Annotated in this window: 25 protein-coding genes; 11 read left to right on the top strand and 14 right to left on the bottom strand. The window is 67.1% G+C overall.

Features of this window, described 5'->3' with window-relative positions; translation table 11 throughout:
• Nucleotides 1–74 precede the first annotated feature (74 nt).
• The 7 genes from ACE3Q6_RS03630 to ACE3Q6_RS03600 all read left to right on the top strand — a co-directional run bounded on the left by ACE3Q6_RS03630 (nt 75) and on the right by ACE3Q6_RS03600 (nt 4,388).
• Nucleotides 75–533, top strand: coding sequence for an SspB family protein (locus ACE3Q6_RS03630; RefSeq protein WP_374428590.1), 459 nt, complete (start codon nt 75–77; stop codon nt 531–533).
• Complete coding sequence (locus ACE3Q6_RS03625) at nt 533–1,084, top strand: class I SAM-dependent methyltransferase (RefSeq protein ID WP_374428588.1); 552 nt, start codon at nt 533–535, stop codon at nt 1,082–1,084. Before ACE3Q6_RS03630 ends, ACE3Q6_RS03625 begins: the two co-directional genes overlap by 1 nt.
• 103 nt (nt 1,085–1,187) lie before the next feature.
• Entirely contained in the window at nt 1,188–2,582 is a 1,395-nt protein-coding gene (gene fumC, locus ACE3Q6_RS03620; RefSeq protein WP_374428586.1) for a class II fumarate hydratase, read from the top strand.
• Nucleotides 2,582–2,761, top strand: a complete 180-nt coding sequence (locus ACE3Q6_RS03615) for a DUF4169 family protein (protein WP_374428584.1) — start codon at nt 2,582–2,584, stop codon at nt 2,759–2,761. Before fumC ends, ACE3Q6_RS03615 begins: the two co-directional genes overlap by 1 nt.
• Before the next feature lie 47 nt (nt 2,762–2,808).
• The gene (locus tag ACE3Q6_RS03610; protein WP_374428580.1) at nt 2,809–3,039 is read left to right on the top strand and encodes an N-(5'-phosphoribosyl)anthranilate isomerase; all 231 of its coding nucleotides are present in this window, start codon (nt 2,809–2,811) and stop codon (nt 3,037–3,039) included.
• Between the two features lie 92 nt (nt 3,040–3,131).
• The gene (locus ACE3Q6_RS03605) at nt 3,132–3,350 is read left to right on the top strand and encodes a ribbon-helix-helix domain-containing protein (protein WP_374428578.1); all 219 of its coding nucleotides are present in this window, start codon (nt 3,132–3,134) and stop codon (nt 3,348–3,350) included.
• Complete coding sequence (locus tag ACE3Q6_RS03600) at nt 3,351–4,388, top strand: zinc-dependent alcohol dehydrogenase family protein (protein ID WP_374428576.1); 1,038 nt, start codon at nt 3,351–3,353, stop codon at nt 4,386–4,388.
• Here the strand turns inward: ACE3Q6_RS03600 and ACE3Q6_RS03595 are convergent.
• The 3 genes from ACE3Q6_RS03595 to ACE3Q6_RS03585 all read right to left on the bottom strand — a co-directional run bounded on the left by ACE3Q6_RS03595 (nt 4,385) and on the right by ACE3Q6_RS03585 (nt 5,960).
• Nucleotides 4,385–5,017 carry a DUF1638 domain-containing protein gene (locus tag ACE3Q6_RS03595; protein WP_374428572.1) on the bottom strand — a complete coding sequence of 211 codons (633 nt, stop codon included), beginning with the start codon at nt 5,015–5,017 and terminating at the stop codon, nt 4,385–4,387. The genes ACE3Q6_RS03600 and ACE3Q6_RS03595 overlap by 4 nt on opposite strands.
• A gap of 10 nt (nt 5,018–5,027) precedes the next feature.
• A complete protein-coding gene (locus ACE3Q6_RS03590; protein WP_374428568.1) occupies nt 5,028–5,186 on the bottom strand; it encodes a hypothetical protein in 159 nt (52 codons plus the stop codon).
• Nucleotides 5,187–5,261: 75 nt separating this feature from the next.
• Nucleotides 5,262–5,960 (bottom strand): corrinoid protein, encoded by a 699-nt coding sequence (locus tag ACE3Q6_RS03585; protein ID WP_374428566.1) that lies wholly within the window; start codon nt 5,958–5,960, stop codon nt 5,262–5,264.
• A 158-nt stretch (nt 5,961–6,118) separates the two neighbouring features.
• Here ACE3Q6_RS03585 and ACE3Q6_RS03580 point away from each other — a divergent pair, with 158 nt between their 5' ends.
• Nucleotides 6,119–7,204 (top strand): PA0069 family radical SAM protein, encoded by a 1,086-nt coding sequence (locus ACE3Q6_RS03580; protein WP_374428564.1) that lies wholly within the window; start codon nt 6,119–6,121, stop codon nt 7,202–7,204.
• A 78-nt stretch (nt 7,205–7,282) separates the two neighbouring features.
• On the opposite strand, the gene bmt is transcribed toward ACE3Q6_RS03580, so the two are convergent.
• Both bmt and ACE3Q6_RS03570 read right to left on the bottom strand, forming a co-directional pair.
• Entirely contained in the window at nt 7,283–8,296 is a 1,014-nt protein-coding gene (bmt, locus tag ACE3Q6_RS03575; protein WP_374428562.1) for a betaine--homocysteine S-methyltransferase, read from the bottom strand.
• Nucleotides 8,297–8,465: 169 nt separating this feature from the next.
• Nucleotides 8,466–8,780 carry a DUF1476 domain-containing protein gene (locus ACE3Q6_RS03570; protein ID WP_374428560.1) on the bottom strand — a complete coding sequence of 105 codons (315 nt, stop codon included), beginning with the start codon at nt 8,778–8,780 and terminating at the stop codon, nt 8,466–8,468.
• A 178-nt stretch (nt 8,781–8,958) separates the two neighbouring features.
• On the opposite strand from ACE3Q6_RS03570, the gene ACE3Q6_RS03565 reads away from it, so the two are divergent.
• Complete coding sequence (locus tag ACE3Q6_RS03565; protein ID WP_374428558.1) at nt 8,959–9,711, top strand: phosphoribosylaminoimidazolesuccinocarboxamide synthase; 753 nt, start codon at nt 8,959–8,961, stop codon at nt 9,709–9,711.
• 63 nt (nt 9,712–9,774) lie between these two features.
• Nucleotides 9,775–10,014, top strand: a complete 240-nt coding sequence (gene purS, locus ACE3Q6_RS03560) for a phosphoribosylformylglycinamidine synthase subunit PurS (protein ID WP_374428556.1) — start codon at nt 9,775–9,777, stop codon at nt 10,012–10,014.
• A gap of 25 nt (nt 10,015–10,039) precedes the next feature.
• Here purS and ACE3Q6_RS03555 read toward each other — a convergent pair whose 3' ends face one another.
• Genes ACE3Q6_RS03555 through ACE3Q6_RS03545 form a run of 3 tightly spaced genes read right to left on the bottom strand, consistent with a single transcriptional unit; the run spans nt 10,040 to nt 13,426 of the window.
• The gene (locus tag ACE3Q6_RS03555) at nt 10,040–11,401 is read right to left on the bottom strand and encodes a cytochrome P450 (RefSeq protein WP_374428554.1); all 1,362 of its coding nucleotides are present in this window, start codon (nt 11,399–11,401) and stop codon (nt 10,040–10,042) included.
• Nucleotides 11,398–12,615, bottom strand: coding sequence for a hypothetical protein (locus tag ACE3Q6_RS03550; RefSeq protein ID WP_374428552.1), 1,218 nt, complete (start codon nt 12,613–12,615; stop codon nt 11,398–11,400). The genes ACE3Q6_RS03555 and ACE3Q6_RS03550 overlap by 4 nt, the downstream gene beginning before the upstream one ends.
• Before the next feature lie 52 nt (nt 12,616–12,667).
• Nucleotides 12,668–13,426, bottom strand: a complete 759-nt coding sequence (locus tag ACE3Q6_RS03545; protein ID WP_374428550.1) for a cytochrome c biogenesis CcdA family protein — start codon at nt 13,424–13,426, stop codon at nt 12,668–12,670.
• A 123-nt stretch (nt 13,427–13,549) separates the two neighbouring features.
• Between ACE3Q6_RS03545 and ACE3Q6_RS03540 the strand changes: the two genes are divergently transcribed.
• Nucleotides 13,550–13,780, top strand: a complete 231-nt coding sequence (locus ACE3Q6_RS03540; protein WP_374428548.1) for a sulfurtransferase TusA family protein — start codon at nt 13,550–13,552, stop codon at nt 13,778–13,780.
• 112 nt (nt 13,781–13,892) lie between these two features.
• Here ACE3Q6_RS03540 and ACE3Q6_RS03535 read toward each other — a convergent pair whose 3' ends face one another.
• From ACE3Q6_RS03535 to purQ, 6 genes are all read right to left on the bottom strand, one after another.
• On the bottom strand, nt 13,893–16,601 hold the full coding sequence (locus ACE3Q6_RS03535; protein ID WP_374428546.1) for a ribonuclease E/G: 2,709 nt from the start codon (nt 16,599–16,601) through the stop codon (nt 13,893–13,895).
• Nucleotides 16,602–17,000: 399 nt separating this feature from the next.
• Nucleotides 17,001–17,876: a hypothetical protein gene (locus tag ACE3Q6_RS03530; RefSeq protein ID WP_374428545.1), complete on the bottom strand. Its 876-nt coding sequence runs from the start codon at nt 17,874–17,876 to the stop codon at nt 17,001–17,003.
• 95 nt (nt 17,877–17,971) lie between these two features.
• Entirely contained in the window at nt 17,972–18,898 is a 927-nt protein-coding gene (locus ACE3Q6_RS03525; RefSeq protein ID WP_374428543.1) for a hypothetical protein, read from the bottom strand.
• A gap of 164 nt (nt 18,899–19,062) precedes the next feature.
• Nucleotides 19,063–20,391 carry a sigma-54-dependent transcriptional regulator gene (locus ACE3Q6_RS03520; RefSeq protein ID WP_374428541.1) on the bottom strand — a complete coding sequence of 443 codons (1,329 nt, stop codon included), beginning with the start codon at nt 20,389–20,391 and terminating at the stop codon, nt 19,063–19,065.
• Between the two features lie 10 nt (nt 20,392–20,401).
• Nucleotides 20,402–22,162, bottom strand: coding sequence for an ATP-binding protein (locus ACE3Q6_RS03515; RefSeq protein WP_374428539.1), 1,761 nt, complete (start codon nt 22,160–22,162; stop codon nt 20,402–20,404).
• A 46-nt stretch (nt 22,163–22,208) separates the two neighbouring features.
• A complete protein-coding gene (gene purQ / locus ACE3Q6_RS03510) occupies nt 22,209–22,877 on the bottom strand; it encodes a phosphoribosylformylglycinamidine synthase subunit PurQ (RefSeq protein WP_374428537.1) in 669 nt (222 codons plus the stop codon).
• Nucleotides 22,878–22,885 lie beyond the last annotated feature (8 nt).

The raw sequence follows: 22,885 nt of genomic DNA, 5'->3' as shown, positions 1-22,885 counted from the left end.
TCCCACCCGAACCAGCCCCCTTCCCTTGGCCCCCAAATTGCCTATGCTGCACCGCAACCGGAAAGGACAGCGACATGGCGCGCAGCATCGACTACGGCAACCTCATGCACCGCGCGATGCGGGGTCTGATCCAGTCGGTCCTGACCGAAGTGGCGGAACACGGCCTGCCGGGGGCGCACCACTTCTTCATCACCTTCGACACCACCCATCCGGACGTGCAGATGGCCGCCTGGCTGAAGGAACGCTATCCGACCGAGATGACCGTCGTCATCCAGCACTGGTATGAAAACCTCGTCGTCACCGACGAAGGTTTCTCGATCACCCTCAACTTCGGCAACAACCCCGAGCCGATGGTGATTCCCTTCGACGCCCTGCGCACCTTCGTCGATCCGTCCGTCGAATTCGGCCTGCGCTTCGAGACGCAGGAACAGGATGAGGACGAAGACGACGAAGACGTCGAAATCGAGGTCGAGGAAGAGCCCGTGCGCCAGGACGCCGAGATCGTTTCGCTCGACCAGTTCCGCAAGCACTGATGTCCGACCTTGCGCTGTTCCGCCGGCGGCTGCTGAAGAACCCCCGGCAGGTCTCGGCCATCGCGCCCTCCTCGCGCACGCTTGCGCGGGCCATGACCTTGGGCCTGGGACCGAACAGCGGGCCGGTGGTGGAATTCGGCCCCGGCACCGGCCGCTTCACCGAGGCGATCCTGGCCCGCGGCGTGCCGCCCGAGAAGGTGACCCTGTTCGAGCTGGACGAGGAATTCGTCGACTACCTGCGCCAGAAGTTCCCCAAAGTGACCGTCCACCAGCTTCCGGCGCAAGAGGCGGCCCGGCTGGTCCCGGCAGGCGTGTCGACGGTGATCTCCGGCCTCCCGCTTCTGTCGATGCCGGAAGACGTTCGCGAGGGCATCGTATCGGCCGCCTTCGCCATCCTCGCGCCGCGGGGCCGCTACGTCCAGTTCACCTACGGCCCCCGCCCACCGCTGCCGCCCGAGACGATCTCGGCGCTCGGCCTGACAGTGAACAAAGGCAACAAGGTCTGGGCCAACCTGCCCCCGGCCACGGTCTACCGCTTCCGCCGCGCCTGAGCCTGCGGCATTTGCGGCTTTCCTACGGTATACCATTGCATGCCAATTGATTTCGCCTCCCTCGGGCGCTATGCGAAGGGCCGAGAGCGTGATGGAGGCCCCGATGACCGCGACCCGTACCGAAACCGACAGCTTTGGCCCGCTTGAGGTTCCTTCCGACAAGTACTGGGGCGCGCAGACCCAGCGGTCGATCATCAACTTCCCCATCGGCTGGGAACGCCAGCCCGTCCCGATCATCCGCGCCCTCGGCGTCATCAAGCGCGCCTGCGCCGTGGTGAACATGGCGCAGGGCGACCTGCCGGCTGAGCTTGGCAACGCCATCGTGGCGGCGGCTCAGGAAGTGATCGAGGGCAAATTCGACGACAACTTCCCGCTGGTCGTATGGCAGACCGGATCCGGCACCCAGTCGAACATGAACGCGAACGAGGTCATCTCGAACCGCGCGATCGAGATGCTTGGCGGCGTGATGGGCTCGAAGAAGCCCGTCCACCCGAACGACCACGTGAACATGGGCCAGTCGTCGAACGACACCTTCCCCACCGCGATGCACGTCGCCATCGGCATGCACACCCGCGACGTGCTGATCCCGGGGCTCACGAAGCTGTCCAAGGCGCTCTGGGCGAAGTCCAGCGAATTCAAGGACATCATCAAGATCGGCCGCACCCACACCCAGGACGCGACGCCCCTGACGCTGGGGCAGGAGTTCTCGGGCTACGCCACCCAGGTCGACCGCGGGATCGAGCGGGTGAAGATGTGCCTGCCGCACATCTATGAGCTTGCCCAGGGCGGCACCGCCGTTGGCACCGGCCTGAACACCCGCGTGGGCTTCGATGCCCGCGTCGCCGCCGAGATCGCCAAGATCACCGGCCTGCCCTTCGTGACCGCGCCCAACAAGTTCGAGGCGCTGGCCGCCCATGACGCAATGGTCATGTTCTCGGGCGCGCTGAAGACGGTTGCCGGGTCGCTCTTCAAGATCGCCAACGACCTGCGGCTTCTGGGCTCCGGCCCCCGCTCGGGCCTGGGCGAGCTGATCCTGCCGGAGAACGAGCCGGGGTCGTCGATCATGCCGGGCAAGGTCAACCCCACCCAGGCCGAGGCGCTGACGATGGTCTGCGCCCATGTGATGGGCAACGACGCCGCCGTGGGCTTCGCCGGCAGCCAAGGCCATTTCGAGCTGAACGTCTACAACCCGATGATGTCCTACAACGTGCTGCAGTCGATCCAGCTTCTGGGCGATGCGGCGAGTAGCTTCACCGACAACATGGTCGTGGGCACCCAGGCCAACGTGGCGCGGATCGAGAAGCTGATGAAGGAGTCGCTGATGCTGGTGACGGCGCTGGCGCCCACCATCGGCTACGACAACGCCACGAAGGTCGCCAAGACCGCGCACAAGAACGGGACCACGCTGCGGGAAGAGGCCATCGCGCTTGGCTTTGTCGACGGCGAGACCTTCGACCGCATCGTCCGGCCCGAGGACATGGTCGGCCCGAAGGGCTGATGGGCGAGGTCGTCAACCTGAGGACGGCAAAGAAGCAGGCGGCCCGCAAGGCCGCCCGCTCGGTGGCCGACGCCAATGCCGTGAAGCATGGCCGGACCAAGGCCGAACGGGAGCTGGAAAAGGCCCGTGCCGAGAAGGCCGCGCGGGAGCTCGACGGTCACAAGCGCGAGACGGAGTAACCGGGCGTTAACCCTGCTTTGGCAGGTTCAGGGCAGGAGGTGCGCCGATGCACGAACTTGCCTTGCCAGTCACGTCGCAGGAATGGATGCGACAGATGTTTGCCACCAAGACCGCATTGGACGGCGGAGTGGTCCGCCGGAAGGTGAGCGATGTCGAACGCCTCGTCGGGCGCGACGCTTTCCTTGCGGCGATGAAGAAGCGCGGGTTCCGGGTGGTGGAAAATGCCGGACATTTTGTCGTCTTCTGCAACTCGGATGACGTGTTGCTGCGCCTCTGACCATCCGGGACCCAAATTTCTTAAGTAAGAAATTTGTCAAAATCCTTACTTAAGGATTTTGGGTGTCCAGCGCATTGGCTACGGTTCCACCCATGACCACCCGCCCCGCGAAACACTCCCTCACCCTCCACGGCCACCGCACCTCGGTCTCGCTGGAACCCGAATTCTGGGACGCCTTCCGCGCCATTGCCACCGAGAAAGACACCCCCCTCAACGCACTGGCCGCCGAAATCGACGCCGCCCGTCGCGGAGAGGAGGGCCTCGCCTCGGCAATCCGCGTCTTCTGCCTGAACCATTATCGAGGAACCTGAATGCGCGCCGCCGTCCTTCGCGCCTACCGCGAGCCCCTCAGCCTGGAAACCGTCGCCGATCCCATCTGCGAAGCGGATGGCGTGGTCCTGAAGTCCCTCGCCTGCGGCATCTGCCGCAGCGACTGGCACGGCTGGGTCGGCGAACATCCCAGGGTCAAACCCGGCGACATTCCCGGCCACGAATACTGCGGCGAAGTCGTGGAGGCCGGCCCACTGGCCAAATGGCGCAAGGGCGACCGCGTCATCGCCCCCTTCATCCTCGCCTGCGGCGACTGCCCGGAATGCCGCTCGGGCCAGACCACCACCTGCCGGTCGCAGCGCGTCCCGGGCTTCGGCGACCGCGGGGCCTATGCCGAATACGTCTCGGTCCCCCACGCTCACAACCTGACGCGCCTGCCCGAAAGCCTCTCCCCCGCCCTCGCCGCCGGCCTCGGCTGCCGCGTCACCACCGCCTTCCACGCCCTCACCGGTCGCGCCGCGCTGCAAGCCGGGGAATGGCTTGCCGTCCACGGCACCGGCGGGATCGGTCTCTCCTGCCTGCTTATCGGCAAGGCGCTCGGCGCGCGGGTCATCGTGGTCGATGTGGTCCCCGAGAAGCTCACCCACGCCAAAGCCCTCGGCGCCGAGGCCGCGCTGGACGCCCGCGACGGCGACGTTGCCGCGAAGATCATCGAGATCACCCAAGGCGGCGCCCATGTCAGTGTCGAGGCGCTGGGGATCGAAGCCACCGCCAACAATTCCCTGAAATGCCTGCGCCCTTTGGGCCGACACGTTCAGGTCGGCCTCCCCGTCGGCCACACCGCGCAGATGCAGATCGACATGAACGCGCTCTACATGCGGCAACTGTCAGTCTTCGGCACCCGCGGCATGCCCGCCTGGCGCTACCCGACGCTCCTGAGCCTCATCGAAACCGGCCGCATCGACGTCAGCCCCATCGTCGCGCGCACCGTCGCGCTGAGCCAAGCCACCGAGGAACTGAAGGCCTTCGACGGCCCCACCGCACCCGGTGTCGCCGTGATCACCGACTTCGCCGGTTAACCCGCTACGCGGGCCAGCGTCACTGCCAGATCACCATAGCCCGTGAACCGCCGCTCATACTCCAGCCCCAGCCTGCGGGCGCAGTCCTCGGCCTTGGCATCCAGCGCCGGGTCGTCCTTCTGCGCCTGATAGACAAGCTTGCGATAGTTCCCGAAATACATGTCCCGCAACTGGGGATGGCGGTCCAGACCCATCGGCTTCCAGACGAAAGCATCGAACTGGCGCACCAGGAAATCGGTCAAGTAGAAGGCGTCGAACTCCTCATCTGCCCGGGCAGCAAAGGTCGCGTTGCCTTCGAAGAAGGCATAGCAATGCGGTCCCTCGACCATCTCGACCCCCAGCCGGTCGCAGGCGGCCTTGAGCAACCCCCCCGTCCCGCAATCGGCATAGACGACGAACACCGTCTCATAGGCTCCGCGCGCCGCCGACACGGCCTCTTCCACGGCAGGAATGATCTTCTCGGGCCAGAGATGCAGCTTGGCCGGCAGGCACTGCAGGTCCAGATGCGTCCAACCATTCGCGGCTTTCAGCGCCAGAATTTCATGCGCCAGCGCACCGCAGGCGATCAGCAGGATGCGCCCGGAATGGGCAGGCGGCAGCCCGGTCTCGGAAAGCGTAAGGTCGTCCATCGGCAACCTCTTACCGGCTGAGCCGGGTCCAGGTCAGGATGATGCTGGCCGAAAGCGCTGCGAAGGCCAGTGCCATGAGAGGAACCCCGGTCCAGACGGCAAGCCAGATGGTCAAGCCTGCGGCCAGGACGACCAGGGCAACCAATCCAAGGAAGTGAGTCAAGGGCATCAGCGCGCCTCCCTGACCTTCAATCTGCGCTTCGGGAGGGCGTAAGACAAGCCCCTCCCGAATCACAGGGGCGTGTCAGCCGTTCAGCTGGTTGTGCTTGCGGGCGACGAACTGCTTGGCCGTCTCGACCGCCACGGCGGCGTCGCGGCAATAGGCGTCCGCACCGATGGCCTTGCCGAATTCCTCGTTCAAAGGGGCGCCGCCGACCAGCACGATATAGTCCTCGCGCAGGCCCTTTTCCTTCATCGTGTCGATCACGACCTTCATGTAGGGCATCGTCGTGGTCAGCAGAGCCGACATGCCAAGGATATCGGGCTGCTCCTTCTCGAGCGCTTCCAGATACTTCTCGACCGCGTTGTTGATCCCCAGGTCCACGACCTCGAAGCCCGCGCCTTCCATCATCATGGCGACAAGGTTCTTGCCGATGTCGTGGATGTCGCCCTTCACGGTGCCGATCACCATCTTGCCCATGCGCGGCGCGCCGGTTTCGGCGAGCAGAGGCTTCAGGATCGCCATCCCAGCCTTCATCGCGTTGGCGGCCAGCAGCACCTCGGGGACGAACAGGATCCCGTCGCGGAAGTCCGCGCCGACGATGGTCATGCCCGCAACCAGCGCCTTGGTCAGCACGTCGTAGGGGGCCCAGCCCCGTTCGATCAGGATGTTGACGCCCTCTTCGATCTCTTCCTTGAGACCGTCGTAAAGGTCGTCATGCATCTGCAGCACAAGCTCGTCATCCGACAGTTCGGAAAGGATGATCTCGTCTTCGTCAGCCATCGGGGCGCGCTCCAAGCGGAAGGGTTTGGAATGGTGATGGTCGCAAACCGACATCGCCACTATGCGGCAAGCGACATACACCGGATGAAAGCCGACAGAAAGCCGTCGCGCATCGGAAAGTCGTGGCGCATGTTCCGCAAATGTTCTAGATTTGTCCGATGACCCGGAACTCCACCCTCCTTCCCGGCCAGCGTCTCCGGGCGCGGGGGGCCGGCAGCAATGCGACCGGCCGGTATGAGGCGACCGCGCGCGAAGCCTTCGACGACGGCTGGGATCTCCCCGAGGAGGAGCGCCTGGTCGCCACCGAAGTGCGAATCGAACGCCCTCGCTCGGCCCTGACCTTCAACCGCTCGCCCGACGTGCCCTTCGACCGATCGATCAACGTTTACCGGGGGTGCGAGCACGGCTGCATCTACTGCTTCGCCCGGCCGACCCATGCCTACCTGAACCTCTCCCCCGGCCTCGATTTCGAGACGCGGCTCATCGCCCGACCGGGCATCGCCGAAGTGCTGGAAAAGGAGTTGCGCCGCCCGACCTACAAGGTCGCCCCGGTGGCGATCGGCACCAACACCGACCCTTATCAGCCGGTGGAGCGCGAGCACGGCATCACCCGGCAGGTGCTGCAGGTGCTGTCCGATTTCCGCCACCCGGTCTGGCTTACCACCCGCGGCACGACGGTCGAGCGCGACATCGATCTCATCGCAGGGATGGCTGCGCAGGGGCTTGCCGTGGCGGCAGTCTCGGTCACTACGCTGGACGAAGGCCTCGCCCGCCAGATGGAACCACGCGCGCCCTCGCCGAAGCGGCGGCTGCAAATGATCCGCCGCCTGTCCGAAGCGGGGATCCCGGTCCGCATCCAGGTCTCGCCGCTGATCCCCGGGCTGACGGACCACGAGCTGGAAGCGGTGATGGAGGCCGGCCGCGAGGCCGGAGCGCGTGCGGCAAACTGCATCCCCCTCCGCCTGCCGCTGGAGGTGGCGGGGCTTTTCCGCGACTGGCTGGAGGCGACCGTCCCCGGCCGCGCCGCCCATGTCATGGGCCGGGTACGTGAATTGCACGGGGGCAAGGATTACGATCCCGAATGGGGCAAGCGGATGCGGGGCGAGGGGCTTTGGGCGGAGCTCATCCACCGGCGGGCCGAGGTGGCACGCAAACGCCTGGGCCTGAACGAACCCCCCCCCGAGCTGCGCTGCGACCTGTTCGCGCCGCCGCCAAAGCCCGGCGACCAGTTGACGCTGTTCTGACCCGCCACGTCCGGGCGCAAAACTCTTCGAAAAGTCTTGCCAAAATCCTTCGAAGGATTTTGTCCCCGGCCCGACCGGTCAGCCCCGACGTCCCCGACGCTCCCGCCGACCCGCGCCCGCATCGTCGCCCGTCCCGTCCGAGGCCGAGGAGAAGCCGCCAAGCTTCGCCTGGATCACCTCGAGCGAGGGGCGGTTGCCCTTGGGGCGGCTTTCCAGCGCCACCCGCATCGCGCGCAGGTGCTCGGGCATCGTGCCGCAGCAGCCGCCGATGATCCGGACGCCGGCATCCCGCGCCATCACGGCATATTCCGCCATCAGCTCGGGCGTGCCGTCATAGTGGATATGGCCATCGTGATACTTCGGGATCCCCGCATTGCCCTTGGCGATCAGCGGCCGTTCCGTCCCCGTCGCCGCGAAGCCCAGCACCGTCCGCATCAGGTCCGAGGCGCCCACGCCGCAGTTGGCACCAAAGGCGATCGGCGGGTTCACCAGCCGCTCGACCATATCCGCCATCGCGGCCGAAGTCGTGCCCATCATCGTCCGCCCAGCCGTGTCAAAGCTCATCGTCCCGCACCAGGGCATGTCCGCCCGCAGCGCCGCATCCGCCGCCGCGCGATACTCCTCGGGGGCCGAGATCGTCTCGACCCACAACACGTCCGCGCCGCCTTCTTTCAGCGCCTCGGCCTGTTCGTGGAACATCTCGACCGCCAGCTCGTGGGTCAGCGTGCCCATCGGCTCGAAAATCTCACCCGTTGGCCCCATGGACCCCGCGACCACCACGCTGCGACCGGCCTTGTCGGCAATCTCGCGCCCAAGCTCGGCCCCCACGCGGTTCAGTTCGCGCACCCGGCCCTGCGCCTGGTGCAGCTTCAGCCGCGCGGCATTGCCGCCAAAGGTGTTGGTCAGGAAGAGGTCCGACCCGGCCGCAACTGCATCGCCGTACAGCTTCAGGATGTTCTGCGGCTTCTCGACGTTCCAGAACTCGGGCGGCTCGCCCGACGACAGCCCCATGTTGAACAGGTTGGTCCCCGTTGCACCATCGGCCATCAGCCAGTCGCGCGTTTCAAGCATCCGGGTCAGGGCGTCGGTCATCTCTGGTTCCTTCAGGCGGGCCACTCCCCTTCCCTGTGCCACGGGTCGCGGCGCTAGGCAAATCCATATTCCGCATCTTGTCTTGCGGTCGGACTCATGCCGCCCGCCCACGTCGCAAAGAAAAGGCGCGGACCCTTGGGGACCGCGCCTTTGGACTTTTGCCGAAGGATCAGAGCTCCGACATCAACTGCGACTTCGCAACCGGCAGGAGTTCCTTCATCTTCGCCCGCACCTCATCGGCGCTGGCCTTGCCGGCGAGGTCGGCCACGACCTTGCGCACCACGTCCTCGTCGCCCGCTTCCTCGAAGTCGGCGCTCACCACTTCCAGCGCATAGGCGGCTGCGGCGTCGTCCGTCTTGCCCATCAGGCCCGCGGCCCAGAGGCCCACCAGCTTGTTACGCCGCGCCTCGGCCCGGAACTGCATCTCGCTGTCATGGGCGAACTTGGCCTCGAAGGCATTCTCGCGGTCGTCGAACGTGGTCATGGGCTCCCCCGGTCAGGCATTGGTTCCCTTCCATATGCCCCTCCCGCCCGGCTCTCGCAAGCCCCCTTGGGCGGCATCCGACCGCTCGCGCCTTGCGAGTATGGCCCCCTTGGACTATAGGCCAAGGAAAGCGGTTTGAAGGCAGAAGCCTGGTCCCGCACCCCTGATCGGATGAACCATGGCACGGCGCAAGAAGGTCTACGAAGGCAAGGCCAAGATCCTTTACGAAGGTCCCGAGCCGGGCACGCTGATCCAGTATTTCAAGGACGATGACGCCCCCTCGGTCGCCGCCCCCGCCACGCGTGAGGGCAAGGGCGTGCTGAACAACCGCCTGTCGGAATTCTTCATGGCGGGCCTGAACCAGATCGGTGTTCCCACCCACTTCATCCGCCGCATCAACATGCGCGAGCAGCTGGTGCGGATGGCCGAGATCATCCCGCTGGAAGTCGTGGTGCGCAACTTCGCCGCGGGCCCCCTGACCTCGCGCCTGGGCATCCCCGAGGGCACGCAACTGCCGCGCCCGATCGTCGAATACTACTACAAGGACGACAAACTGCAGTCGCCGATGGTGTCCGAGGAGCACATCGTCGCCTTCAACTGGGCCAACCAGCAGGACCTCGACGACATCGTGGCGCTGTCCTTGCGGGTCAACGACTTCCTCTCCGGTGTGATGATGGGCGTGGGCATCCGTCTCGCCGATTTCCGGATCGAGGTCGGCCGGATCTGGGAAGGCGACTTCATGCGCCTGATCGTCGCCGACGAGATCAGCCCGGACTCTTGCCGCCTGTGGGACATGCGCCAGCCCGAACGCCCCGACGGCTCGATCCCCGACCCGCAGCCGATGGCCGACGTCTACACCGAACTCGCACGGCGGCTTGGTGTCCTGCCGTCAAACGTCACCCACACGACGAAGCCCACGCTGATCAACTGACCCGCCTTGCCGCCCGCCCGGCGCTTCGCTAAGGACGGGCCAGACCAGATACCGGAGGCCCCGATGAAAGCCCGCGTCACCGTCATGCTGAAGAACGGCGTCCTTGATCCGCAGGGCGAGGCCGTGCGCCACGCACTCGGCTCGCTGGGCTTCCAGGGCGTGACCGGCGTGCGCCAGGGCAAGGTGATCGAGCTTGACCTGGCCGCCACCGACGCCGCCCAGGCCGAGACCGAGGTCAAGGCGATGTGCGAGAAGCTTCTCGCCAACACCGTCATCGAAAGCTACCGGGTCGAGCTTCTCTGACCGGGCGGTGGGCGATACGCCCACCCTACGCAGGTCCCGGTAGGGTGGGCGTGTCGCCCACCTCCCGTCGTGTAACCCGCAGCCAGATCCCGTCCTTCGCCCGCACCGTCAGATGCGCCACCGGCACCGGGACGCGGTCCGGCACCGCCTCGAACCGGAACGCCCGCACCAGATGCGCCAGCATCAGAGTGCCCTCCAGCATCGCAAAGCCCGCTCCGGGGCAGACCCGCGGCCCGCGCGAAAACGGCAGGTAGCCCCCCTGCGGCACCTCGCCGGCCCAGCGGTCCGGATCGAAGGCATCGGGCCGCTCCCACAGCCGTTCATGCCGGTGCAGGTGCCAGGGGCTGATCACCACCTGCGCCCCCCGCCGCAGCTTGCGGCCGCGGAATTCCTCGCGCCCCGTCGTTTCCCGCACCAGCATCGGCACGGGCGGGTAAAGCCGCAGCGCCTCGCGGAAGACATCCCGCGTGAACCGCAGCGACCCCATCACCCCGAACTCCGGCCGCAACGCCGCCGCCTCCGCCGCCACCCGGTCCTGCGCTTCCGGATGCGTCGCCAGGAGATATAGCGCCCAGGCCAGGGCCGAGGCGCTGGTCTCGTGCCCGGCCAGGAAGAAGATCGCCACCTGGTCGACCATCTCCTCGGTTCCGAACCGCTCCCCCGTCACCGGGTCCAACGTCGTCATGATCTTCGTCGCAAGGTCCTGCGGCGCCTGTCCTTCCGCGATGGCCAGCGCCCGCGCGGCGGTCAGCCCCTCGATCAGGCCCCGGATCACCCGCGCCGACCGCCGCGTCGCGCCCCGATGCAGCCGAGGAACCCATGCCGGCAGCCGCACGAACGCCCCCAGGTTCAGGATCGGGGCCGAGCGCTGGTAGGCCCGGAACTCGTGGAACACCGCCTGCGCCACGCGGTCCTCGATGGGGATGGAGAAAAGCGTGCGGAAGATCACATCCGCCGCCGCATGGCTCGCGGCAAGCTCGACCTCCACCTCGCCCGTGTCCATCCGCTCTACCGCCGCCGCGCTTGCCGCCCAGATCGCCGGGAAGGCCTCCTTCAGCCGCCCGCCCTCGAAGGCGGGGTCGATGATCCGACGCTGCCGCAGCCAGTCCTCGCCATTGGTGACGAAGACCGACCGCCCCAGAAGCGGCCGCAACCCTTCCGTCACCCGGTCCGATTTCGGGAAGTCCGCCGGCCGTTCGTCCAGCACAAGACGCACCAGCGCCGGGTCGTTGCAGAGATAGCTTTCGAAGAACGGCGTCCGGAATTCGGCCATCCAGGCCCGGTACAGCCGCGCCGGCTGCGCCGACAGGATGTCCCGCCGGAACGCGCGCAGATGGCCGAAGAGAGAAACCCTGTCCGCCCGCGGCTCCGGTTTGGGCGGGGTCATGCCGCGTCCCGGTAGGGACTGTAGGGCCGCGTGATCCGGCTGGCCGAGGGGCTGCGGCGGCGGAAGCGCTTTCGCAGCGACATCGGGCCGGCGGTGATCTGGAAATAGTCGTAGTCCCCGGGCCGGTCGAAGGCGCACATGTACTGGAAATGCAGCCGGAAGAACTGCCAGCGCAGCTCCCGCCAGCGTTCCGGGCTGAGCGTCTGGGTGAATGACGCCGAGATCACCAGCGGCCAACGCTGCGCCTCGGTCGCGACGCCGCTGACCGCCACGGGATCGCAAAGCGAAAAGCTGCAACCATCGCTGGGCGCCGTCACGTCCACCCAGGTCACCTCCTCGCATTCCGACAGGAACCGCAGGTCCGCCCGCAACCGCTGCGCGCCCGGCAGGAACGAGGCCATCGGCACCGCCTGCCCCAGCCTCAGGAAACTCAGCGACGGCCCGTCCGGCGGCAGGCCCTCGCGGATCAGGTCCGCCAGGACCGACACGCCGATGTGCACGCCCGAGGAATGGCCGACCACCAGCACTTCCTGCACGCCGCTGGCCAGCGCCGCGCGGATCCGGCTGCGGAACAGCGCCATCCGCTCTTCCAGCACGGCCGGATAGACCCCGCCGCCCAGCGCGGTGAAGGCAAAGTCATGCATCAGGTAATACACGTAAAGCCGCCGGTCGAGCCTGCGGAACCCCTCCAAGGTCGCCCAGGCGACGCCCGCCCCGAGGGCGAGGTCGATCCAGGGCCAGGGCGCAATCCAGACCGCCAGCGCCCCGGCCAGAAGCGCGACCAGCAGCTGCAAGACCAGCAGAATCGCCGGATAAAGCGCCGCGATCATCGGCCCCTTGCGCAGCCGGACCAGCCGGAACAGCGCGCCCGATGCGATGTAGACCCAGGCCGTCCGCGCCAGAAGCACATAGGTGCCCAGGATGCCCCGCGCCATCGAGCCCTTGACGAGGTCCGACCAGACCAGGACCTCGACTTCGGCCTGGACCTCGCGCCCGTCGACATGCGCCTCGACCTGCCATCCGTAGGTCTCGCCCGGGCGGGGTTTGAGGGTCAGGCTGTAGCCCGAGATGGCAGCCTGTTCGGCCCCTTCGGTCCGGAAGAGTTCGCGGTAGCGGCGGGGCGGGAAGGGGTCGTAGCCGGGGATGTACAGCACCCGACGCCGGTAGGCGCCCCGCTCCCTCCCCTGTCCCAACCGTTTCACGCGTTCCACCATGCCGACATCCTGCCCGGCACACCTTACCCGACGGTTAGCAAGAAGGAAGCACTCAACCCGGCAGTGGCAGGCCGAGGACCTCATAGGTCTCCAGCATCCAGTAGCTGAAATCGGTGAAGGCGCCAGTGACCAGGGCGACGCCGACGATGATCAGAAGCCCGCCCATCAACCGTTCTATCAGCTTCATGTGACGCTTGAGCTTTGCCATCACATGCATTGATTTCTCGATGAAAATGGCAGCCAGAAGGAACGGCAGGCCCAGCCCCAGCGCATAGACGCCCAGTAGCAGCGTGCCACGCTCCATGCTGCCTTCCTGCGCGGCCAGCGAGAGGATCGCCCCCAGTTGCGGCCCGATGCAGGGCGTCCAGCCGAAGGCGAAGGCCAGCCCCAGCAGGTAGGCACCCAGCGCCGAGCCGCCCCGGTCGCCCGCGTCCAGCCGCATTTCGCGGTCCAGGATCGGGATCCGGAACAGGCCCAGGAAATGCAGGCCGAAGATGATGATGACGACGCCCGAGATCCGCGCCAGCAGGACCTGGTTCTCCAGCACGAAACTGCCGAAGGCCGAAGCGGTGAAGCCCAGGAGAAGGAAGATCGTCGACAGACCAAGGACGAAGAACAGCGCCGGCAGGATCACCCGTTTCCGCGCCGCGCCCTGGCTGGTCATCTCGCCCATGCTGATCCCGCCCATGTAGGCCAGGTAGGGCGGCACGATGGGCAGGACGCATGGGCTGAGGAAGGACAGCACGCCCGCCACCAGCGCGACCAGCATCGCGGGCAGAAGGGCAGCGTCGATGATCTCGATTCCGAACATGGGCCTCCCCTTCCCGCCCCAGATAGCGGCTTTCGCGGGCCGCGTCACCGGGACAGCGCGTCACATCCCCGTTCACTCCCTGTAACCTTGCCGCAGGGCCACGCTACCGCTACACCCGCGCGCATGGCCAATTGGGACATCGAGATCGACTGCGAGGGGCTTCTCTGCCCGCTTCCCGTGCTGCGCGCCCGGAAGCGGCTTCTGGCGCTCGACCCCGGAACCGTCCTCTGCGTCCGGGCGACCGATGCGATGGCCTTGATCGACCTGCCGCATTTCTGCGCCGAGGCCGGGCACGCCTACCTCGGGTCCGAATCCGACGGCACTGTCACGCTCCACCTCATCCGCCGCGGCTGACCGGACCTAGCTGACGCAGCGCTTGGGGAGGGCTCACGCGCGCCGTCCGACCCGCCGGGGAAAAAGGAAACGGGCGGCCGAAGCCGCCCGTCCTTGTCCAGTCCAGTCAGTCTCAGCGGCCCAGCGACCACCAGCCCTTGCGCTTGGGCTTGGCGGGCTCGTCAGCCTCCGGTGCCGGGGTCTCGGCCTCGGCCGGATCGGCCACAACAGTTTCGGCCACCGCAGCCATCCCGGGATCAGGTGCCAGGGCAGGCGCGGCTTCGACAGCCGGTGCCGCCTCGACTGCCGGCGCCGCCTCGGCAGCGGATGCCTTCGACCGCGCGCCACGACCCTTGGGCTTCGGCGCCTCGGCCGGAACGGCCTCGGCCTCCGGAGCCGCTGCCTTGGCGCGGCTCGCCCGCTTCTTCGGCGCGGGTTTCTCCTCGGCTACGGGTTCGGCGGCAGACTCGGCTGCGGCCTCCACCTCCGGTGCCGGCTCGGCCTCGGGCGCGGCCTCGGCCTTCGCGCCGCGCGGTTTCCGGGTGCGCTTCGGCTTGGCGGCCGGGGCTTCCTCGGCCACGACCGGCGCGACGGTTTCCGTCACCTCGGCCTGAGCAGCCTCGCCCGCGTCCTCACCCTCGTCGCCCTCGTCGTCGCCGTCCTCATCCGAGCCTTGCTCCTCGGCCGCACCGTTCGGGCCCGCGCCTTCGCGCTGGCCACCCCGCCGCCGCCGACGACGACGCCGCTTCTTGCGCCCGGGCTGGCCGTCCCCCTCGCCCGCAGGCGCGGCAGGGGCCGCTTCGGTCGCCTCCTCGGCTTCCTCCTCGACCAGATCGTCGACGATGTCCTCGTCTTCCTCTTCCGCGACCGGCGCGCCCATCAGGCCCGCATGGCCCGACACGACCGGAGTCTCCGGGACGACGCGCAGAGCGGTCTTGAACTTCTCGATGCTGTAATCGGGGCTGACCATCATCGGGTCCGCCTCGATCCGCACGCTCATCCCGTAGCGCGCCTCGATCATCGCCACATGCTCGCGCTTGGCGTTGAAGAGGTAGTTCACGATGCCGACGGGGGCCTTCAAGAGCACCTCGCGCGACCGCTTCCGCGTGCCCTCTTCCTCCAGCGCGCGCAGCACCTGCAGCGCCATGCTGTCATCCGACCGGATCAGCCCGGTGCCGTGGCAATGCGGGCAGGCCTGGGTGGTCGATTCCAGCATCCCGGGCCGCAGCCGCTGCCGGCTCATCTCCAGCAAGCCAAAGCCACTGATCCGCCCGACCTGGATCCGCGCCCGGTCCGTCTTCAGCTTGTCCTTCAACCGCTTCTCGACCGTGGCGTTGTTCCGCCGCTCTTCCATGTCGATGAAGTCGATGACGATCAGGCCAGCAAGGTCACGCAGCCGCAGCTGCCGGGCGATCTCCTCGGCCGCCTCGACGTTCGTCTTCAGCGCGGTTTCCTCGATCGACCCTTCCTTCGTGGCCCGGCCCGAGTTCACGTCGATGGCGACCAAAGCCTCGGTCACGCCGATCACGATGTAGCCGCCGGATTTCAGCTGCACCACCGGGTTGAACATGCCCGAGAGATACCCCTCAACCTGGTACTTCGCGAAAAGCGGGGTCTGCTCGGTATACCGCACCACCTGCTTCGCGTGGCTCGGCATGATCATCCGCATGAAGTCCTTGGCGGTGCGATAGCCAGCCTCGCCCTCGACCAGCACCTCGTCGATCTCGCGGCTGTAAAGGTCGCGGATCGACCGCTTGATCAGGTCGCCTTCCTCGTAGATCTTTGCCGGAGCGATCGACTTCAGCGTCAGCTCGCGGATCTGCTCCCAAAGCCGCATCAGGTATTCGTAGTCGCGCTTGATCTCGGCCTTGGTGCGCTTGGCCCCGGCCGTCCGGACGATCAGGCCCGCGCCTTCCGGCACCTCCAGCTCGCCCGCGATCTCTTTCAACTTCTTGCGGTCAACGGCATTGGTGATCTTGCGGCTGATCCCGCCGCCCCGCGCCGTGTTCGGCATCAGCACGCAGTAGCGGCCCGCCAGAGACAGGTAAGTGGTCAGCGCCGCGCCCTTGTTGCCACGCTCTTCCTTGACGACCTGGACCAGCATGATCTGCCGGACCTTGATCACTTCCTGGATCTTGTAGCGCCGGGCGCGCGGGCGGCGCGGCTGGGCGATTTCCTCGGCCACGTCCTCTTCGGCGATGGATTCGATTTCCTCGTCGGTGTCCGAGGCATGGTCCACGGCCCGGTAGCGACCGTTGTCGCCATTCTCGACGGACTCGTTGTGATGGTCGTGATCGTGATGCGCGTGATCGTGATGCGCGTGGCCCTCGTGATCGGGGCCATCGTGATCCTGGTCATGCCCGGTCTCGACGGCCTCGTTGGCCGCCTCGACCAGCGGGCCATCCTGGGCCTCGTCCTCGCCCAAGTCGACCACGTCCATTCCCGCCGGGCCTTCGGCCACCGGGTCATCGGACTTCACCGCCTCGGCCTTGCCTTGCGGCCGCGGGCCCCGGCGGCGCGAGCGGCGGTTCTCTTCCTCTTCCTCGGCGCGGGCCATCGCCCGCTCTTCCTCGATCAGCGCCTTACGGTCGGCGACCGGGATCTGGTAATAGTCCGGGTGGATTTCGGCGAAGGCCAGGAAACCATGCCGGTTCCCGCCATATTCCACGAAGGCCGCCTGTAGCGAGGGTTCGACCCGCGTCACCTTGGCCAGGTAGATGTTCCCGGCCAGCTGGCGCTTGTTTACGGTCTCGAAATCGAATTCTTCGACCTTGTTTCCGTCGACCACGACCACCCGGGTTTCCTCGGGATGGGTGGCGTCGATAAGCATCTTCTTTGACATGTTGGTCCACTGCGCCCCAAGCGCAACGGGTCGCCTGGCGGGCCAGACGGGGAAACGATACGGGCGGGGCGGCTTGTCTGGGCGCGGACTTGAAGCAGGTGCAACGGCCTCCGACCCTGCGGGTCGACTGGTCCAATGCGCAAGGTGCTCACAAGCCTCATCGCGGTTACAAATTGAAGGGCCTAGGGGCCCTCCACCTCTGAAAGCCAACAAATCCGGGGACTTGCAGGCAATGTGCACGGTCTTGCGACCGATCCGGCTCCCCCAGGGCGACACGCGTCAGCGCGCCCAAGGCCCCAAGGGAGAGAATTCTTCGGGCAGACGACCTGCCTTGCCGCGACCCTAGCGGCAAAAACCGACAAAGGGCAATGGCGAATTTCACCGCGACGGGGGCGCGATTCAGCGCCAGGCTGCGTTGAGGCATGTCCACTCCGGCTCTTCGGCGCCCCGACCGCAGAGCGACCGCGCGACCAGGTCGGGGTCCAGCGGATCGGACCAGAGCGTCCCCCAGTTACCCGGCGCCAGCGGAATTCCCAGCGCGCGATGGCGCGAGTCGAGGTCTAGGACGTCGAACGCCATCGCCGTCAGGTCCAGCCGCTCGGTTCCGGCAGTCAGGGGCACCATCGCCAGCCGCAAGAACACCTTCTCCCCAAGGCCCAGGCCCGCCTCCAGCGGTCCCGGCCCGTCCTGGTGAAAGGGTTTGCCGATCAGGATCAGATAGTCGATCTGCGCCAGGGCCTCGGCCTTCTCGGTCGCAGTCAGCCGCTGCTGGCGCGGCTCGCCGCCCGCGCCTTCAGTCCAGCGTTCCAGCGGCAGGTCGGCCAGCACCAGGGGCTGCGCCATGTCGCGCCCAGACAGCGCTTCCAGCCGCAGCGCATAGGCACCCCGCGCGCCCTGCCCCATCAGGACCGCCGCGCAAAGGTCATCGCGGCAGGCCCAATCCGGCGCGATCAGAAGCGGCGTCCTCAGGCTCATGCGGGGCGGCTGGCCCAGGACCTCGCCGGTCTCCATCCACGCGCGCTGGATGCGCTGCCAGGCCTGGCTCACCAGCGGGACGCCCACCGCGACCATCAGCACCAGCAAGAGCCCGCGAAAGCCCGTCCGCCGCCAGCGCGGCACGATCAGCAGGACCAGAAGGACGATCCCGATCAGCCCATAGGCCAGCACCGCCTGCACCAGTTGCGCCAGCCCGTCATAGCAGCCGCCCCCTGTGCACTCCGCCCGGGCCGGAGCGGCCAGCAGCGCGAAACCCGCAACCCATGTCCTGACCCGCACGCGTGCGCCTCCGTCCAGTTCCGGGGCGCAGAAAGGCACGCAGACCGCAGGGTGACAAGTCGGCTTCTCCCGGCCTGACCAAGGGGAAAGGGCGCTCAATAGACGCAATTGGGCAGCGTCGTGCCGTCCGACCTGAGGCAGAAGGCATCCTGCAGAAGTTTGCGGTCATAGGGCTCGCGGTTGATGCCCCCGACCCTCTCGCGCGCAAAGATCAGAAAGCCCGGGGTGACCCCGTCATACTGGACGTCCAGCAGATCGAAGGTCAGCTGCGTCAGGTCGACCGTGCCCGCGCGCCCGTCCACCGGCGCCATGGCAAGCTCGATCCGCAACGGCGCGTCCGTGCCCTGCAGCACCGGGTTCAGCCGCAGCGCCTCGGACAGGCCGCTTTGCCCGTAGCAATCCGAGATGACCAGGTAATCCACCCCCGCCAGTGCGGCCTTGCGGTCCGCGGCGGACAGGAGGGCGCGGTCCGTCCCCGACATCGGTTCTGCCAGCGCACCCTCTCCGTCCCTCCGGGTGCGGATCGTCTGCCGCAGCACCGGAAGGTCAGCCAGTACCACGGGTTTCGTGAAGTCGATCCCCGCCAGCGACCAGGTGTCCACCAGCAGGGCGTCCTGCGCCAGGCTCTCCTCCTCGATATGGCGCCGCATCTCGAAGGGGCATCCGTCAAGGTAGCCGCTGTCCAGCACCAGAAACAGCGTGCGGCGGTCGTCCATCCGGGGCAGCGGGCCGGCGAAATCCACGCTTTCCGCCGCGCGCTGCCGGGCGGAATGGATCCAGTCGCGGATCGTGGGCGGAACCAGCGTCAATAGCACCAGCGCGCCGAACAGCCATTTCAGAAGCCAGCCCAGCCGCAGCTTGACCAGGGCGAAGCCGACCAGCCCAACCACCGCCAGCCCGCCACCGATCACCAGGGCAATCGCCGCGCCATAGCCGCAATTCCCGAAGCACTCCGCCCGCGCCGGAGCCGCCAGGATGACGGCAAGGCCAAGACCCCGCCACAGCTGAGATCCCATCGCCATGCGCCCTCCTCTCACCCTTTACAGTGTCAGAAGGCCACAGGTCCGACATGCGGGCAAGAGCTGTCGACGGTCGCCGAAGATCCTAACGGATTCCTAACGCCCGCCGCCAAGCGCTTGATTTTCCAAGGCCACGCAAAGTGTCCACGCGGGGCGCCCCAGGGATGTCAGACGTAATCCCCGCGGGTCAGCCCGTACTTGGCCATCTTCTCGTTCAGCGTCCGGCGCGGCAGGCAAAGCTCCTCCATCACCGCCACGATCGACCCCTTGTGCCGCCGCATCGTGTTGTCGATCAGCATCCGCTCGAAGGCCTCGACGTAGTCCTTCAAGGGCTTGCCTTCCGTCGTCAGCGCCGGCCCCGACGCCTCGTTCTCGGCCATCAGGAGGGACGCAATCGACCCCGACCCCCGCCGGTTCTGCAGCACCGCCCGCTCGGCGATGTTCACCAGCTGCCGCACGTTCCCCGGCCAGGGAGCCTGCAGCAGCTGCGCGGCTTCCTGCGCGGTGACCTGGGGGGCGTCGCAGCCGTATTCCTCGGCGAACTGCTCCGACAGCCGGGTGAAGAGCTGCAGGATATCCTCGCCGCGCGTCCGCAAGGGCGGCAGGAGGATCGTCATCGCCCCAAGCCGATAGAACAGGTCCGGCCGCAGCGTCTGCTCCAGCGTCGTGTCGGGCGCGTGGCTGTTGCAGATCGCGATGATCCGGGTTTCCGGCGGGGTCCCCTGGTCGTTGATGAAGGTCAGAAGCCGCGCCTGCAGCGCCCCCGGCATCGCCTCGATGTCCTCCAGGCACAGCGTGCCGCCCCGCGCCTCCTCGACCAAGGGCAGCGCCCCGTCCTCGCCCGGACCGAAGAGCCGCGCCGCAAGCTTGTCCTCGCTCCAGGCCGCGCAGGAAATCGCCACGAACTTCTTCGACGCCCGCGGCCCGACCGCGTGCAGGGCATGCGCCACCAGCGTCTTGCCTGTCCCCGTCTCGCCGTCGATCAGCACGTGAGAATCCGCCTGGCCAAGGTCGAGAATATCCTCACGCAGCCGCTCCATCGCCGGGCTGGTGCCGATCAGCTTCTTGATGATGGTGGACCCATCCGACAGCTCCTTCCGGAGCGCCCGGTTGTCCAGCGTCATCCGCCGCGCCTGGGTGGCGCGCTTGGCAAGCTCGGTCATGCGGTCGGGGTTGAAGGGCTTCTCCAGGAAGTCGAACGCCCCCACCCGCATCGCCTCGACCGCCATCGGCACGTCGCCGTGGCCGGTGATCATGATCACGGGCAACCCCGAATCCTGCCCCATCAGCCGCTTCAGGAAGGCCATCCCGTCCATCCCCGGCATCTTGATGTCGCTGACCACGACGCCCTGGAAATCCGGACCGATCACCTTCAGCGCATCCTCGGCGCTGGCGTAGGTTTCCGTGTCGAACCCCGACAGGGCCAGCCACTGGCTGATCGACTGCCGCATGTCCGCCTCGTCGTCGACGATCGCCACTTTCATTGCGCGGGCCATTGGGACCTCTTCATTCTGCTGCTTCCTGTTTGTTGCCCAGGATCGGCAACTGCATCTCGAAAACGGCGCCGCCCCCTTCCCCGTTCCGTGCGGTCAGACGACCGCCCAGGTCGGTGACGATGCCCGACGAGATCGCAAGGCCCAGCCCCACGCCTTCGCCGGGCTGTTTCGTCGTGTAGAAGGGTTCGAACAGGTTCTCGAGATCGGTGATCCCGTGGCCATTGTCACGCACCGTAAGGGTCGCGGTTTCCCCCGCCGACAGAAGGATGTCGATATGCGGGGCCTTGGTGTCCTTGGTCGCGTCCAGCGCGTTGCGCAGAAGGTTGATGATCACCTGCTCCAGCCGAAGCCGGTCGGCCATGACCATCACCGGCTGGCGTGGCATCCCCCGGCTGATCTTCACCACGCGCGCCTTGAGCTGCGGCTCCATCATCGCCAGAGCCGAGGACACACACGCCCGAAGATCAACCTCTTCAAAGGCTTCGCCGCCCTTCCTCGCATAGGACTTCAGCTGCCGGGTGATCGCGCCCATCCGCTCGATCAGGTCGTCGACCCGCTGGAAGGACGACAGCGCCTCATCCAGCCGCTTGCGCTGAAGGAGCAGCCGCGCCCCGGCAAGATAGGTCTTCATCGCGGCCAGGGGCTGGTTCAACTCGTGGCTCACGGCCGCCGACATCTCGCCCAGGGCCGCCAGTTTCGACGACTGCGCCAGCGTCAGTTCCGCGACCTCCAGATCCTTCTTCACCTTCTCGCGCTCCGCGATGGCCCGCTGCAAACGCGCGTTCAACAGCCGCAACTCCGCCGACTCCCGCTGGAACGAGGCCGACCGCGACCAGGCCCGGCGCGACAGCAGGTAGAAGGTGAAGGCCATCAGGATGGCAAAGCCCATGATCTCCAGCGCCAGGATCCCGTTCACCTGCTCGCGGACCGAGCCATAGGCGGTGAAGGTCGTGATCTTCCAGCCGCGGAAGGGGATGCGCGCCTCGGTGCTCATCACCGCTTCGCCGCGGACATAGGCGTCCGGCGGGTCTTGCGCCCATTCGGTCGTGGCCTGCAACGCGCGCGAGATGGCCGAGGGCGGGTCGCGCAGCGCAAGGGCCTCTGTCCGCGGCAGCCCGCGCCAGCGCGGCTCGGTCGAAAGCATCACGGTGCCCTCGCTGTCCGTCACCATGATCGCGTCCTGCAGGCCCGCCCAGGCGCGTTCGTATTTCATCAGGTCGACCGACACGATGATCACGCCCATGACGCGGGACTCGGCCATTACCGCGCGGGAATAGACGAAGTCGAAGCCGCCCGCATCGCGCTTGACCGGGGTAAAGACCGTCTCCTTCGCGCGCTGCGCATCGACGAAATAGGTCTCGTTGCGGTGGCTCGTCCCCAGCACGTTGCGGTTCGTGGCACCCACCACGCGCCCGTCCGCATCGACCAGCCGGATCGAGGCGACGCCCAGCTGGCTTTGCAACGAGATCAGCTTGGCCGAGGTGCTGGAGAAATTGCCGTCCTTCAGCGCGGTGATCAGGTCGGGGTCGCCAGCCAGCAGAAGCGGCACGACCGAGGTCCGCTGCAGCTCGGCCATCAGGTTGCCGGTGTAAAGCGCCAGCCGCACCTCGGCCCGGCTGCGGGTATCGGCGGTGTAGCGGTCGGTCAGAAGCCGGTTCGACACCAGCACCACCACCACGGCGAGGATCACCAGCAGCACGACGGCCAGCTTGGCGCGCCAGGGCAGGCCCGGCGTCGTCGTAGGTGCTGCGGTCATGTCAGTGGCGGTCATGGCCGGAGAGTAGGGCCGCGCCGGAGTGGCCTCAAGCCAGCGGCCCTCAGGCCAGCGCCATCCCGCCCATCAGCGAGGCGAAGAGGCCCTTGCCATCACTGCTGCCCAAAGCGGCCTCGGTGGCCCGCTCCGGGTGCGGCATCATCCCCAGGACGCGGCGGTTTTCGGACAACACGCCGGCGATGTCCGCCATGCTGCCGTTGGGGTTCTGGGCGTAGGTGAAGGCGATCCGGTCTTCGCCCTGCAGCCGGGCAAGGCCGTCGGCGTCGATGGTGTAATTGCCGTCGTGATGGGCGATCGGAATGGCGATCTCCTGACCGACGTTATAGGCGTTGGTGAAGCTGGAATCCGTGGTCGCCACCTTCAGTGTGACAGTGCGGCAGACGAATTTCAGCGTCGCGTTGCGCATCAGGACGCCGGGCAGAAGCCCCATTTCGGTGATGACCTGAAAGCCGTTGCAGATCCCCAGCACGAAGCCGCCCTTTTCCGCATGGGCGCGGATCGCTGCGCTGATCGGCGATTGCGCTGCGATGGCCCCACAGCGCAGGTAATCGCCGAAGCTGAAGCCGCCCGGCACGCCCACGACATCGACGCCCTTGGGCAGCTCGCTGTCCTTGTGCCAGACCCGGCTGACCTGGAAGCCTGCCCCCTCGAAGGCAACGGCAAGGTCGCGGTCGCAGTTCGAACCCGGGAAGGTGACGACGGCGGCTTTCATCGGGGCGA

This window comes from Tabrizicola sp. (assembly GCF_041913445.1).
GTDB lineage: Bacteria > Pseudomonadota > Alphaproteobacteria > Rhodobacterales > Rhodobacteraceae > Tabrizicola.
This window is presented reverse-complemented; position numbering and strand designations above follow the sequence as displayed.

Excerpts from the sequence above, each read along its gene's own strand:
- bmt (WP_374428562.1), bottom strand. The coding sequence starts at position 8,296 with ATGACCGACGCCCTGACCCGGATGCTTGAAACGCGCGACTGGCTGATG.
- ACE3Q6_RS03625 (WP_374428588.1), top strand. The coding sequence starts at position 533 with ATGTCCGACCTTGCGCTGTTCCGCCGGCGGCTGCTGAAGAACCCCCGG.
- ACE3Q6_RS03540 (WP_374428548.1), top strand. The coding sequence starts at position 13,550 with ATGGCCAATTGGGACATCGAGATCGACTGCGAGGGGCTTCTCTGCCCG.
- ACE3Q6_RS03590 (WP_374428568.1), bottom strand. The coding sequence starts at position 5,186 with ATGCCCTTGACTCACTTCCTTGGATTGGTTGCCCTGGTCGTCCTGGCC.
- purS (WP_374428556.1), top strand. The coding sequence starts at position 9,775 with ATGAAAGCCCGCGTCACCGTCATGCTGAAGAACGGCGTCCTTGATCCG.
- fumC (WP_374428586.1), top strand. The coding sequence starts at position 1,188 with ATGACCGCGACCCGTACCGAAACCGACAGCTTTGGCCCGCTTGAGGTT.
- ACE3Q6_RS03515 (WP_374428539.1), bottom strand. The coding sequence starts at position 22,162 with ATGACCGCCACTGACATGACCGCAGCACCTACGACGACGCCGGGCCTG.
- ACE3Q6_RS03545 (WP_374428550.1), bottom strand. The coding sequence starts at position 13,426 with ATGTTCGGAATCGAGATCATCGACGCTGCCCTTCTGCCCGCGATGCTG.
- ACE3Q6_RS03595 (WP_374428572.1), bottom strand. The coding sequence starts at position 5,017 with ATGGACGACCTTACGCTTTCCGAGACCGGGCTGCCGCCTGCCCATTCC.
- ACE3Q6_RS03535 (WP_374428546.1), bottom strand. The coding sequence starts at position 16,601 with ATGTCAAAGAAGATGCTTATCGACGCCACCCATCCCGAGGAAACCCGG.
- ACE3Q6_RS03525 (WP_374428543.1), bottom strand. The coding sequence starts at position 18,898 with ATGGCGATGGGATCTCAGCTGTGGCGGGGTCTTGGCCTTGCCGTCATC.
- ACE3Q6_RS03565 (WP_374428558.1), top strand. The coding sequence starts at position 8,959 with ATGGCACGGCGCAAGAAGGTCTACGAAGGCAAGGCCAAGATCCTTTAC.
- ACE3Q6_RS03600 (WP_374428576.1), top strand. The coding sequence starts at position 3,351 with ATGCGCGCCGCCGTCCTTCGCGCCTACCGCGAGCCCCTCAGCCTGGAA.
- ACE3Q6_RS03605 (WP_374428578.1), top strand. The coding sequence starts at position 3,132 with ATGACCACCCGCCCCGCGAAACACTCCCTCACCCTCCACGGCCACCGC.
- ACE3Q6_RS03555 (WP_374428554.1), bottom strand. The coding sequence starts at position 11,401 with ATGACCCCGCCCAAACCGGAGCCGCGGGCGGACAGGGTTTCTCTCTTC.
- ACE3Q6_RS03585 (WP_374428566.1), bottom strand. The coding sequence starts at position 5,960 with ATGGCTGACGAAGACGAGATCATCCTTTCCGAACTGTCGGATGACGAG.
- ACE3Q6_RS03615 (WP_374428584.1), top strand. The coding sequence starts at position 2,582 with ATGGGCGAGGTCGTCAACCTGAGGACGGCAAAGAAGCAGGCGGCCCGC.
- ACE3Q6_RS03610 (WP_374428580.1), top strand. The coding sequence starts at position 2,809 with ATGCACGAACTTGCCTTGCCAGTCACGTCGCAGGAATGGATGCGACAG.
- ACE3Q6_RS03550 (WP_374428552.1), bottom strand. The coding sequence starts at position 12,615 with ATGGTGGAACGCGTGAAACGGTTGGGACAGGGGAGGGAGCGGGGCGCC.
- ACE3Q6_RS03580 (WP_374428564.1), top strand. The coding sequence starts at position 6,119 with ATGACCCGGAACTCCACCCTCCTTCCCGGCCAGCGTCTCCGGGCGCGG.
- purQ (WP_374428537.1), bottom strand. The coding sequence starts at position 22,877 with ATGAAAGCCGCCGTCGTCACCTTCCCGGGTTCGAACTGCGACCGCGAC.
- ACE3Q6_RS03520 (WP_374428541.1), bottom strand. The coding sequence starts at position 20,391 with ATGGCCCGCGCAATGAAAGTGGCGATCGTCGACGACGAGGCGGACATG.
- ACE3Q6_RS03570 (WP_374428560.1), bottom strand. The coding sequence starts at position 8,780 with ATGACCACGTTCGACGACCGCGAGAATGCCTTCGAGGCCAAGTTCGCC.
- ACE3Q6_RS03630 (WP_374428590.1), top strand. The coding sequence starts at position 75 with ATGGCGCGCAGCATCGACTACGGCAACCTCATGCACCGCGCGATGCGG.